Genomic DNA, 12,424 nt, shown 5'->3' on the forward strand with positions numbered 1-12,424 from the left:
GCGTCAGCGTAATATCCGGAGGTCCCTGCTGTTTTGGGATAAGCCAGTACGTCGTGCGGATTCACCAGCGACACGATCAGGCAATAAGGTTTGTACTCACCTGCAGCTCTTTTCACTTTTACCTCCTGAAGGTATTTGATGGCCTCAGCCACATACCTGGCATCATGGTTGGCAAATCCTCCTCCAAAATTTAAAGGATTTACATCTTCTCCTGCATCCGGGGCTATCCATCCCATTGCACCAAATAGAGAAATATCGGCTGATGTAAGGTTATCATAATTCGTGGTTGCGCCATTACCAGCAACGCCCTTACTCATATGCCATTTACCACGGTACTGCACATCATAACCGTCATTCCAGAGTACATTCATGATGTTTGGTAAGGAAGTACTGATGGTTGGTTCCGAAGGAGATAAAGGGCCGCCAATAGTCAGTGTTTGAGAAACCTTATGCTTAGCCGGATAAATTCCTGTAAATAATGTGGTACGGCTGGGAGAACACATGCAGGTATTACAGAAAGCTCTGTCGAAACTGAAACCGTTCTTTTTTAGAAAGGTCAGCGTTGGAAGATTTGTCTCCTCCCATCCCGGGGGGAAATGCTGTGTAGCACGCTGTTCGTCTGTAATAATGAGGATCATGTCTGGCTGCTTGCCAAGTTGTGCTAACTTTGTTTTGAAGTTCATGGTTTAGAGTGTTTTTTTGAAAGGGATCGGGGCAAGTTCGGGGTAGATTTAAAAGTTAAATGTATTGTTAAGATTGTGTCAATGTCAAGACCAACATATATCTCAATATATGATAGTATTCAGTCAGGGTTATAATACTTTAATTTTTCCAGAATAGCTTTCAATTCCGGCATGAATCAATTAAACATCTTGTTACAGTCATCACATATCTTTAACTAATCAAAGTCGCTTTTGTTCAAAAAATATTCCATTGTTTCTTAATAGGGCACAAATCACTTAGTTCTACCTCAAGGGCCTCGGCGATCTGAACAAGCCTGGTGAACCCCGCTCTATTTGCGACATATTAGAGTCAGAAACACCACACTTGACTTCCAAACAAATAAAATTGTACCTTCCCTCCCATCAGACAGGCCCCAGTTCATAAGTAGCCATACCTTACTGTAAGCAATTCATTAACCATTTAAGTCCCACAATTATGAAGCTAATACTACTCATGCTAGTAGTTGTCACCCACTCTGTATCCGCGGCTGACTATTACGTAGCCATCACTAACCATGCGAACACCAATGAAAGTCTTCCCGGAGGTAGTTACACCATCACCGTTACCGGCACTGCCAGCGGCACAGATACCCTTACGGTCAACTTTACAATCAGCGGAACCGCTGTACCGGGTGTTCATTACCAGGCTTTCCCACAGCAAATCAAGATCCCCGTCACTGATGGTAACGGCAGCTTTACCTTCCCGGTCATTCCTGTACAAAATAGAATTGTTGAAGATTATGCCGAAGTTCTACTCTCTATTCAAAGTGCAACTGCTACTTCCTCAGCAAGCGTGGATGTCGATGCCACTCCTACTACCCTCAGGATTTACGATGATGACTGGATAAATACAATAATTTCTTTTACCGGTTCAACAAATGGAACAGAAGGCGGCCCCAATGCGACCATTACTGCCAGCTTGTCCAGCGATTATATAGCAGGTCAGGTCATATGGATCAATGCTAATTTTGGTGCCGGTACAACAGCTGGTTTTACTGATATTGACGGGCCAACATTAAGGATTGATTCAGGTCAACATAATGTTATTGCCGATATCAACGTACTTGACGATAAAGTGAAGGAAGACACTGAATTGATATACTTTGAAATCACCAATATTACCGGCGGTGATTCCTGCAGGACTGCATAGTGCTACCCTTCCAATCAACATTATAGATGATCGCAAGGTGGAGTCAACAGAATATTTAAACCTCCAGATTGACGGAGGATATGGAGATAGTACAATTTATCCTGTTAATTCGGATAGTGTGGCAGTGATTACAATTGAAGATAATGATTCCAGTTACACCCGGCTTTGCATTCCTAATGTGTTTACACCAAATGGCGATGGCAGGAATGATTTGTTCGTGATCCGGGGATTAGAGAATTATCCCGGTTCAAGACTTTCTGTCTATAATTTGCTGCGTGGTGGCGCGCTTGTTTACAGGTCGGAGAATTATGATAATAGCTGGGATGGACGTGGTGCCAGTCCGGGATTATATAGTTATATCCTGGAGGTGAATGAGAGCGGACGAAGAAAGATCTATAGGGGAAAACTAGTTATTATTAAATAAAAGAAGGGTCGGCAGAATGCTGACCCTTCTTTTAAGAATGAGATCCTGATGCTATTCCAGTTCATTTAAAGTTGAAAAATGGCCACCTCATCTGATGGGTTACGTGGAGCCTCCATGCTTTATAAAAGACACTTATAAAGCATGGAGAAAAACCCATAATGCGTCTTTTGACTTTTCTACGTAAGCAATGGGGGAGCTCCTCATGAAATTGCAACCAGATATTTTAAGCCTGGATGCCTTGTAGTCAAGGCATCCAGGGATATTTTACCCCCGATTTACCCGGACAATCATGAAAAAAAAGTAAAATTACTTGGATATTGTTGTCGTGCATACTATATTTGCGACAACAATATAAATTATTAGAAAATGATACAATTAACATTTGCCTCACTACAAGTGAAAAATCTGGAAGCATCAAAAGAATTCTACACCCAAAAATTAGGATTTGAAATTGACAATTCTAATCCGCAAGCCTGCATATTTAAATATAATCAAGGACAAGCAAGTTTTGCCATTCGCACACCGCTTGAGCCAATAGAGGAAAAAGAATTGGGTATTGGTGTAGCACTTTGGTTTGCTGTTAACGAAAATGTAGATGAACTGAAAGAGAAACTCATTACAAATGGAATAACTACAACAGGACCAATTATTGAAACACCTTTTGGCAGGGCATTCCACGTAAAAGACCTTGACGGCTATAAACTTACTTTTTTAAATACAATATAAATTTAGCGTTTCATCACAAATGCTTCAATAAGAGTATGCAAAAAAAAATAGAATTTAAGTTCAAAAACCCAGGTGAAAGTCCGGGTTATTTACTTGGACAAGTAACCTTGCTGTGGCAACGTAAACACAAAAAAGTTTTAGACCCGTTGAATTTGACCCAAACACAGTTTGTTCTCTTGACCGCACTGGGCTGGCTTTCAAGAGAAAATGATACGGTAACACAAGTGGATATTGCCAATCAGGGAAACGCAGACAGAATGATGGTTTCCAAAGTTCTGCGGACATTGGAAGAAAAGAAATTTATCAGCAGACAGGAACATCCGACTGACACGAGAGCCAAAGTAATCAAATTGACAAATGAAGGTGCAAAAGTTCTGCAAAAAGCCTTGACAGCAATTGAAAATGCTGATATAGAGTTCTTTTCGGTTATAGACAACAACTTGTCGTCATTCAATTCGAATATGATAAATTTAATAGAACAAAACAAAGAAGAATAAAAACACTGCCTTTAGCAACGGCTTTGCAAAATGCGGGGAAAAACCTCTCTATAAGAAAGTCTTCGCTTAGCCCTTTCATTTTGCATCTCCAGGTAATAATATTATCTGAAAATATCCCCCCTCCTCTTTTGTGATGTATTTCAGTTCTTTCCTTAGAAATTATCGTTTGGAATGAATCCCCCCGCCGAAAGATGAAAACTTTGAACTTTTCAGGAAAGATGCTGTTTCCTGAAAACGTGCGGCGTCATCCCGAATTCTTTTTTAAAAAGCCGTATGAATGAGCTTTGGTTCCCAAAGCCACAAGAACTGCAAATCCCACTGACAGTCTGATTTGTCTTTTTGAGCAACCGGCAAGCCTTCTTCATTCTAAGACGTGTAAGGTACTGGTTCGGCGAAACTTCGTAAGTCGCTTTGAATAACCGGAGAAAGTGAAAAGTGGAAATATGAGCGGCACCGGATAATTTTGCGAGGGTAATCTCTTCATCTATATTTTCATGCATATACTTTATTGCCAATTTGAGTTTTTGGTGCAAATCAGCCTTTGTTGATTCGGCAAATGCCTTAACGCGGTTGACCGTTTTATATTGTTCCAAATCAAACCAGGGCCTTTGAGGACGATTAGCCGGATAGCCATTTTTTTGTCTGAACGCTTTACGTTCACTCGTGAAGTCCCACCAATTCAAAGCACTGTCAGGGTGATCCGAATAATAAACAACTAAACGAAATTGATCTTCCACACAAGGGTCGATCCACACACCTGTCTGCAGTTCCAGTCTGTCAAACAGTTTTGCCGGATCTTTGCCCCTGATCTCTTTCAGGGAATAAAAGCCGAGTTGCATAAGATTCTCAGCAAACTGTTTCCCGATTGAAGGAATAGTTTGAAACTCGGATATGGCCCTGAGCTCCATCGCACGTATTTCGGAGACATTCAAAACAGCTTTTAATTCACGGATCGAACGATGATGAATTTCTTTTAACTTTATCCCATTGGCTCTCAGTATTCGCTTTTCGGAGTCCAGAATGTCTGATCTGTTCAGGAAAGGGTCATTCATATTCTGCAAATGTTAATAGATAATTATTATTGTCTACTATCGAAAACTCTGTGGCACCATAAAAAGTTTTTTCAAGGCCATGCAAAATAGTCACTTTGTCTTTTATTTTCACAAACAGCGCACTTATATTTTCCACCTTGATGTACAGTAGTAGCGAACCGCCATCATTCCGGCTGATCAGAGGCAACGTATTTCCAATGCTTTCAAATGTCTGAAACATAAATGTAACACCTCCGCAACGCATCAATACAAAAACAGGATCGCCCTTATCAGGCACCATGGTAAGGACCTCGAAACCCAGCTGCTTGTAAAAATCGACGGTCTGTTTGATATTCCTCACATAAATATTGGGCGAGACCTTTTCCATGGTGATGGCCTTACTGGTCAACGGTGTCTGAGCCTCAGTGGATAAATAGCCGGCCAATAAGCCTGTTAAGATCAATACAAATTTCTTCATTTTTTTCTCTCAAAAATAGAAGACAACAGCGAAAGATAATGTGCAGAAATTGCTATTCCTAATTTCTGAAGGTATCTTCTCCAGCATCAACGTGGCGGACAACATAGCGATGGGGTACAGCCATTTCTGTACGGAAGGTTCAATTTCTAACTATCCACCCGATAAGAATAACTTTAAAGGTAACATTTATGTGCTGAATCCCCCTCCCCTGTTGCAGCACAAATTACATTTTGGACACCCAAATTCAAACTTATCACACATCCCTCATGTAAATTAAAATCATTAAAAAAGGTCCCTTCCGGATACCACCCCGCAAGGGACCTTATACTTTGACATTTCTAATACAACTTCATCACTCTCATCTCACTACTACAAGCTTTGTACGGGGTAAGGATACAACCTGCCTGTCAGTAGGAAAGTGTAGGAATTTCATCTCTACAATAGCACCGTTAATCACTTTTCGATATCCACTAATGTAGCCCCATTTAAGCAGCTCCTTCATAGAACGGTAATACGTTGTCCTGGATCCAAGATTAGATTCATCCATCATTTCATATGATTTGATGAGGATAACGGGGTTATTTTCCTGTTTTTGCCATTTCAATAGCAGGCTGATATACAGCGTTACATGATGAGATTTAATGTTCTTGTCTGCCATTTGCAATTGCCAAAAGGCAGGTAGTTGTATATCTAAATTAAAGTGAGTATTCATGGAGGATACAATACATCGTTAATAAAGGGATTACTAACAATACGAAACGATTGCATCCTCGGGTCTTCGGTACACGCGCCCACGGCTGCATATGCAATCGGTCGTCACGATGTATCGAATGACTAATGGGTTAAACATAGGCTTTTTTCGAAAGGTGAAACAATAATTGAAATAACATAAAACCACTGCAACGGGAGGTTCAGTGAAAAAATATGTGCCTCTACGTAACAGGATCACAAGTACTACTTTCCAGTCAGCATACCCCCCATAAAACAGCTCACTCAAAACATAAAATACTGATTATTAAAACCTCGTTTAGTCATCACTAAGTATCAATACTCAATCCATTCACCCGTTTGCCCATGATTCACTATAACGACTCTCCATTGAAAAAAAATTCCATCCCATTATATTTTCTATTGAACCATCCCAAATATCACTATTCAACATCCGTTGCGACGCTCCCTTCAACCTAAAATTCTCTCTTCACCTTCCCATAAAAGATTTTACCGATCGTCCCACTTCTGGTACCATCGATCATCCCGCTTCCGATACCATCGATCGTCCCACTTCCGGTACCATCGATCATCCCACTTCCGATACCATCGATCGTCCCACTTCCGGCACGCCTGTTTTTTTCATTCGCCCCTCTCTAAATTGCCAACCATATCGAACTAAACAACACACATAAACGCATCACACACCTATATCAAACCGTACCAATATATGAACCTATTATCCAACATCGCCAAACTCGTTAACACTAAAGTGCATACGATTCCTCACCTGGAATCCAACACCCAATTCGCATCCACCCTCGAAACAGAAAAAGAAAACATCATCTCCGCCCTTCAGAAAAAACTCTTCTCTCTCGATGATAAACTAGACCAATACATCCAGCTTCATCAAAAAAAACTGTCAGAACTAATGGAAACAATCTCAAACATTCTACCCGAAGAACTATTCACCACACCACCCCCTGATAACCACCTCATCCAGTTATACTACACCTTATACGACATACAGGTCTGCCTTGAAAAAGACTGTGCCCCCTACCTTGATTTTCACTGTAAAATCCCATTTATCTATTTACTCTCCGCCCGCCAGGCATTCACAAAAGAAATCCCCCTCCTACGTCAGCTACTTTCCTCATTTGGTATCATTGATTTTGTCCAGGAAATCATTATCGCCCCATTCGAAGAGGTCCTAAAAACCGACAATATCAGTTACCACCGACTTTACTATATCAAAGAACTTAGCAAACATCTTCAACAACTTCCGACGGACAGCACTTCCGAACATGTTGAGAACATCCTGATCTACATGAATTTTAATAATGAAATCTACCTGAACTACCGGCTGGATATAATCTCAGAAAATATCAAATCATTTCCTACAACCCAACAGCAACTCATCCAAACAAAATTGTTGTTAAAAATGAATAGTCAAAAACGGCAACATCCCAACTATCGATACACACATCACCTTCCCTCCCTAAAGGAACAAATCCGTGATTGGCTCACCGACGAACATACATTTCTGGAACAAAAAATCCTTTACCCTGAAAACACCTTATTACCAGAAGAAGTCGCCAGATGGCAGGCCTATAAAGTAAAAGTAGATCTCTCAGTCAATGAACTGGGTTACCTGATCCGCTTAATGATAGAACACGGCCTGATATTAAACGACAACAGAACCGAAGTCGCTGATTTTTTTGCCCAGTATTTCGCCACTAATAATCAGAAATCGCTCTCCCACCTAAGTCTCAGACAAAAAATGTATAACTATCCACCCTCATCCACAGAATCAGTAAGAGGTCTTTTGCTGGATCTTTTCAACACCAGTAAACAATTAAAAAACGATCACCTACCCAGGAAGTCATCCTCCCCCTGATACAGGCGTATTAAATCAATGCCTGCACAAAGTGCGTGTGGGTGCCCGAAATACCAACAACAAAGCCGCTCTTAAAGCTTTACTATGTAGTCAATCACATATCCTGCACCAGCCCCATACCAAATGCCCACCCTCATCTTTTTCCACCTCACAACCCATTACAAACCAATACCCTAACAGGGGTTACAGTAACCCCTGTAACTATTCCAGCGTGCTTTATCTCCGTTCATTTGCATCATCAACAAAGCAATCAAAACGCAATGCCAACACAAATAGTAACACTTGACGATCTGCATCATTTCAAAAAAGAACTCTTCACCGAACTAAGAGACCTCTTCAAACCTGCATCACCCATCGTCAAAAAATGGCTAAAAACATGGGAAGTCAAAGACATGCTCGGCCTCTCATCCGGCACCTTACAAACCATGCGCTCAAACGGAACGATTAGCTATACCAAAATAGGCGGATTAGTCTTCTACGACTACGATGATATCATGAAACTGATGGAAGCGCAAAAAAAGGGCGGAAAACCAGCTAAAAACAGATACTAATGCAGGACATGTACCGGGTAAACTACATCCGGCATCAAAAAGCCTTCTATTCCCACGTCCGTAAAGACAACCGGTTAAAGGCAAATGACATCAGCCTCTACCTGGCCCTCTTCCAGATCTGGAACAACCAGCACTTCCGGAACCGGTTTCCCATCATACGCGAAGAAGTGATGCTCCTCAGCAGAATAGGCTCCCGGAACACCTATACTAACTGTCTGAAGTGGCTACATACATGCGGTTACATCATCTATCAACCATCTAACCGCCCATATGTCCCCAGCCTGGTCAGTATCGTCCCATTTACGGGGAAAAGCACAAAACAGCTTACCCTGTTCGACGAACCTAATCCCAAAAGAGAGACACGCACTAAGCTCAGAAAAGAGACACATACACGTCTCAAAAAAGAGACACCTACATGTCCCAAAATCGATACTACCATAGTCCCAAAAATGAGACACAATTATAATAAACAAATAAACAATCAAACAGAGAGTAAAAGTACACGCTCAAAAAAAAATTCAATTATCAATGAAAAAAAAACACCAACAATAGAAGCCGCCATGGATTGGTTTTCCCAAAGAGGCCACCCGCCTCAGGAAGCCCGCAAATTTTTCTACCACTACCAGGCCATTGACTGGATGCTCAGCGGCCACCCAATAGCGGACTGGCAGGCCGCCGCCGCAAAATGGTCCGAAAACATAAAAACCACAAAACATGACAAACATGACAAACCCGGAAAACTCCACACCGACAACAACAAAGCCTACACCCACCCCTTATGACTATCATTACCTGCTGCAGTACGTCTCCAGCATAGGAAAAGACATGTACGGAAGAGACTACACCATTGCGGATATAGACAAACCTATCATTTCCCGTCTCTTATGCTATTTCCTAAAAGACAGGGAAGTTGCCGCCGCCGAAAAAATAGACCTGCAGAAAGGCATACTCCTCATGGGCCCTGTCGGCTGCGGCAAATCTTCCATCATGAAAATCATGAACAACTTTTGCCCTGCACCAGATAAACCAGTTTTCCACTCCTGCAATGAAATCGCCATTGATTTCAATACCAAAGGATACGAAACCATTCTAAAATATACCAAAGGGAGTTTCTTCCCATACACCTCCATCCCCCGCGTTCATTGTTTCGATGACCTCGGCCTTGAACCACCTGGGTACTATTATGGCAACAACAGCAATGTCATGGCAGAAATCCTACTGTCCCGATACAACTATTTTACCTCGTGCGATATGATCACCCATATCACCACGAACCTGAACACCAGCGAGCTGGAAGCCATATACGGCAATCGTATCCGCAGCCGCATGCGCGAAATGTTCAATCAAATCATATTCAGTAACACATCACCTGATAAACGAAAATAATTATGTATCCAACATTCGTCAAACAAAAAGAAAGCAACCCATACAACAGTACCCGTACCCTCGAAATCTGTGGCCAAAGCTACCTCGCCCACACCGCCGATCCTTACATCGACGACGCTATCAGTCTGGCAGCTCTCTGGCACTCCCACCAGATCACTTACCCCCGTATCATCCACTTAAGAAACTGGATCCGGGAAAATGATCAACACGGGCACAACATCCCATTTAAACACATAAAAGACATCATGGGCTGCAAGTATTTTGTAGATAGCGTCATTGAAGCTGAATTTTCCAACATCGGCCCTCACTATCAGGAAAACTTCTATGCCAGCTTAAGAGAGAATGAAAGAATATTCTTCGAATAACAGTTCATTGTAGGTATAGGATTTATCTCAAAGGGCCTGATAGTCTTGTCGGACCTGATTTTAACCTCTAAACTATTACATATGCGACAACGACAAGCCATGATAAAACGGCCTGATATTCCTGTCGGGCTCAATCCTAAAAACATTATTTTGGGGTTAACAATCAAATCCAATGAAAAAAGGCCTGGTATTCCTACCGGGCCTAATTGCATTAATAACTATACCGAACTGCATTATTATGATGGCAATCAGGTAAACTTTGGTAATAGCAGTCCTAAAAGATACGTCAATACGACCTTTGATCTGGCGGGGTACCTAAACCGTCCACTACGTATAGCGCTGTTTGTAGACGGCCAAAGGATGGCTGTATACCTGGACGGCAAAAAAATACAGGACGGCATTTTTTTTAATCCGTCTGCTGCAAAGAATTTTTATATCACCGCACCATGGATGTATGAAAACGGAGCCAAAGTTCTGGTCAGTAATATAAAGATTTATGGATTTGGAAAATAATCACGGTTTAAGGGAGGTACGACAATGCATAGTCGGCCTTACATACAATAGGCCCCAAAAAGTCAATAATACTTGCTATTTTGTAACCACTTCCTGGCTCACTGCATCTGGTAGCGAAACAACATCATAAATTGATTAAATGAAGAACATTTTTGTAGTATTTCTTTTATGGATATTTACCATCAATCCATTCACCGTTCAAGCCCAAAACCTGGAAAATGCTGTTGATGAACTAATCCTTAGGGATTTTAATGATAAAAATGGTCCAGGAGGTGTATTTATGGTTGCACATCATGGAATACCTGTGTATCAAAAAGCTTTTGGAAAAGCCAACCTGGAACTTGGCGATGATCTGTCGGTGGACAATGTATTCCAGCTCGGTTCTATGACTAAGCAGTTTACCGCTATAGCAATACTGATGCTGGAACAACAACGTAGGCTTAGCGTTGGGGATCCTGTTTCCAAATATATTTCGGATTATCCAAATGGGGACAAAATCACCATTCACCATCTATTGACGCACACTTCCGGAATAAAGGATTTTACGAAAATGAAATCCTTAATGGGTATCGCACAAAAAGATATGACACCTAAAATGATGGTTGATTTCTTTAAGGACGAACCCGTTGATTTTGAACCAGGTGAAAAATTTGACTATAATAATTCAGGGTATGTTTTGCTGGGTTACTTGATTGAACTTGTTTCTGGCGAAAAATATGAAGAATATATCAAGAAACACATTTTCGACAAAGTTGGCATGACCCAGTCATATTATGCAAGTGATCGAAAAGTTATTAAGGGCAGAGCCTATGGATACCATAAAAAAGAGTCCGGTTATGTAAATAAAACGGTCATCAGTTTCAGCGTTCCGTTTTCTTCCGGTGCTTTAATGTCAACTTTATCGGATATGCTGAAATGGCAAAATGCACTGAACAAAAATCTTTTACTTGATACCGCTGAAACAACGAAAGCCTTTAGCAGGTATAAACTAAATAATGGTGAAGAGTTTAATTATGGTTACGGATGGCATATCAGGGATATAAACAAGGTGCCAACCCGGGAGCATGGGGGAAGCATATTTGGATTTAAGACAATGGCAGTATACATACCTGGTGAAGACATTTATGTAATAGGATTGAGCAATTGCGACTGCAATTCGCCCACAAAGGTAACCGGGGACATTGCGGCATTAGCCCTTAAATTCCTGGGTGGTGAAAAGAAGGATAATCGTTAGTTTGTTATGGCAGAAAGGCCTTTATGAGTCCAGGGATCAAGGGTGAAAAATAGTTATGTTTTGTTTTTTGTAATAAATAGAAACGTTTTATATAATGTATTTATCTAAGCATAATATGGCCAGGGCTGGAGTGAAATTTTATTTTGTATTGTTCCTGTTTACCACTTTCGCCTGCAATAACAACAATAACCAGAAAGAACAGATAGATAAACATGCGGATAAAAAAAGTACTGAAGTTAAACAGAAGTGGCACTGGGATAATGACCACAAGCAGAATGAAGATGCGGGATATGCCCAGGTCGTCAAATTGGGCAATATGCTTTATATTTCAGGTATACCCACAGAGGATCTTAGCCCAAAAGGGATAGCCCAGGTCTACCGGGCACTGGGAAAATGCCTAAATGCAAATGGCGCATCCTTCGCAGATGTAGTGAAAGAAACCCTATATACTACTGATATAGAGACAATGAAAAAGTACAATGACGTTAGAAAAGAGTTTTACAATGGTGACTTTCCCGCTGCTACATGGGTACAAATCAGCAGACTATATGAACCCGATTGCAAGTTGGAAGTGGAACTGATTGCACAGCTCACAGATGATAAGTAATGCCCACAACACTTAGGAATATGAGGTGACCGGACTTTCTGGCGATTATTTATTATGACAATGTAGAAATTACGTAACTATAAGGTGAAAGTCAGTAGTCCTCAAAAGGTTTTGACGTATCAGCCCTTTCTTAAC

The 12,424-nt window shown here is 41.2% G+C and carries 16 protein-coding genes; 12 read left to right on the forward strand and 4 right to left on the reverse strand.

The annotated features are described in order from the left end of the window. Positions 1–683, reverse strand: a 683-nt coding sequence (locus BW716_RS37655; RefSeq protein ID WP_220388769.1) for a sulfatase-like hydrolase/transferase, incomplete at its 3' end; no start/stop codon positions are given. Positions 684–1,158: 475 nt separating this feature from the next. On the opposite strand from BW716_RS37655, the gene BW716_RS15500 reads away from it, so the two are divergent. The 4 genes from BW716_RS15500 (at position 1,159) to BW716_RS15515 (ending at position 3,519) form a co-directional block, all read left to right on the forward strand. Further along, a complete protein-coding gene (locus BW716_RS15500) occupies positions 1,159–1,872 on the forward strand; it encodes a hypothetical protein (protein WP_143708860.1) in 714 nt (237 codons plus the stop codon). Continuing rightward, positions 1,826–2,296, forward strand: a complete 471-nt coding sequence (locus BW716_RS15505) for a gliding motility-associated C-terminal domain-containing protein (RefSeq protein ID WP_083723585.1) — start codon at positions 1,826–1,828, stop codon at positions 2,294–2,296. Before BW716_RS15500 ends, BW716_RS15505 begins: the two co-directional genes overlap by 47 nt. A 366-nt stretch (positions 2,297–2,662) precedes the next feature. Further along, on the forward strand, positions 2,663–3,022 hold the full coding sequence (locus tag BW716_RS15510) for a VOC family protein (RefSeq protein WP_083723587.1): 360 nt from the start codon (positions 2,663–2,665) through the stop codon (positions 3,020–3,022). A gap of 35 nt (positions 3,023–3,057) precedes the next feature. Beyond that, complete coding sequence (locus tag BW716_RS15515) at positions 3,058–3,519, forward strand: MarR family winged helix-turn-helix transcriptional regulator (protein WP_083723588.1); 462 nt, start codon at positions 3,058–3,060, stop codon at positions 3,517–3,519. A 209-nt stretch (positions 3,520–3,728) separates the two neighbouring features. Here BW716_RS15515 and BW716_RS15520 read toward each other — a convergent pair whose 3' ends face one another. The 3 genes from BW716_RS15520 to BW716_RS15535 form a co-directional block, all read right to left on the reverse strand. Continuing rightward, positions 3,729–4,571 (reverse strand): helix-hairpin-helix domain-containing protein, encoded by an 843-nt coding sequence (locus BW716_RS15520; RefSeq protein ID WP_083723590.1) that lies wholly within the window; start codon positions 4,569–4,571, stop codon positions 3,729–3,731. Continuing rightward, complete coding sequence (locus BW716_RS15525; protein WP_220388770.1) at positions 4,564–5,028, reverse strand: glyoxalase/bleomycin resistance/extradiol dioxygenase family protein; 465 nt, start codon at positions 5,026–5,028, stop codon at positions 4,564–4,566. Before BW716_RS15525 ends, BW716_RS15520 begins: the two co-directional genes overlap by 8 nt. Before the next feature lie 358 nt (positions 5,029–5,386). Then, positions 5,387–5,740: a hypothetical protein gene (locus BW716_RS15535; RefSeq protein ID WP_083723594.1), complete on the reverse strand. Its 354-nt coding sequence runs from the start codon at positions 5,738–5,740 to the stop codon at positions 5,387–5,389. A gap of 726 nt (positions 5,741–6,466) precedes the next feature. On the opposite strand from BW716_RS15535, the gene BW716_RS15540 reads away from it, so the two are divergent. The 8 genes from BW716_RS15540 to BW716_RS15575 all read left to right on the forward strand — a co-directional run bounded on the left by BW716_RS15540 (position 6,467) and on the right by BW716_RS15575 (position 12,289). Next, positions 6,467–7,633 carry a hypothetical protein gene (locus BW716_RS15540; RefSeq protein WP_083723596.1) on the forward strand — a complete coding sequence of 389 codons (1,167 nt, stop codon included), beginning with the start codon at positions 6,467–6,469 and terminating at the stop codon, positions 7,631–7,633. A gap of 260 nt (positions 7,634–7,893) precedes the next feature. Beyond that, complete coding sequence (locus tag BW716_RS15545; protein ID WP_083723598.1) at positions 7,894–8,184, forward strand: helix-turn-helix domain-containing protein; 291 nt, start codon at positions 7,894–7,896, stop codon at positions 8,182–8,184. After that, complete coding sequence (locus BW716_RS15550) at positions 8,184–8,966, forward strand: hypothetical protein (RefSeq protein WP_083723600.1); 783 nt, start codon at positions 8,184–8,186, stop codon at positions 8,964–8,966. Before BW716_RS15545 ends, BW716_RS15550 begins: the two co-directional genes overlap by 1 nt. Further along, positions 8,908–9,570 carry a hypothetical protein gene (locus tag BW716_RS15555; RefSeq protein ID WP_220388771.1) on the forward strand — a complete coding sequence of 221 codons (663 nt, stop codon included), beginning with the start codon at positions 8,908–8,910 and terminating at the stop codon, positions 9,568–9,570. Before BW716_RS15550 ends, BW716_RS15555 begins: the two co-directional genes overlap by 59 nt. A gap of 2 nt (positions 9,571–9,572) precedes the next feature. Then, on the forward strand, positions 9,573–9,935 hold the full coding sequence (locus tag BW716_RS15560; RefSeq protein WP_083723604.1) for a hypothetical protein: 363 nt from the start codon (positions 9,573–9,575) through the stop codon (positions 9,933–9,935). 81 nt (positions 9,936–10,016) lie between these two features. Then, the gene (locus BW716_RS15565; protein WP_143708862.1) at positions 10,017–10,448 is read left to right on the forward strand and encodes a hypothetical protein; all 432 of its coding nucleotides are present in this window, start codon (positions 10,017–10,019) and stop codon (positions 10,446–10,448) included. 139 nt (positions 10,449–10,587) lie between these two features. After that, positions 10,588–11,682: a serine hydrolase gene (locus BW716_RS15570; protein WP_083723607.1), complete on the forward strand. Its 1,095-nt coding sequence runs from the start codon at positions 10,588–10,590 to the stop codon at positions 11,680–11,682. Between the two features lie 115 nt (positions 11,683–11,797). Then, positions 11,798–12,289: a RidA family protein gene (locus BW716_RS15575; protein WP_083723768.1), complete on the forward strand. Its 492-nt coding sequence runs from the start codon at positions 11,798–11,800 to the stop codon at positions 12,287–12,289. Positions 12,290–12,424 lie beyond the last annotated feature (135 nt).

The sequence above is a fragment of the [Flexibacter] sp. ATCC 35208 genome (genome assembly GCF_001975825.1).
Lineage (GTDB): Bacteria > Bacteroidota > Bacteroidia > Chitinophagales > Chitinophagaceae > Chitinophaga.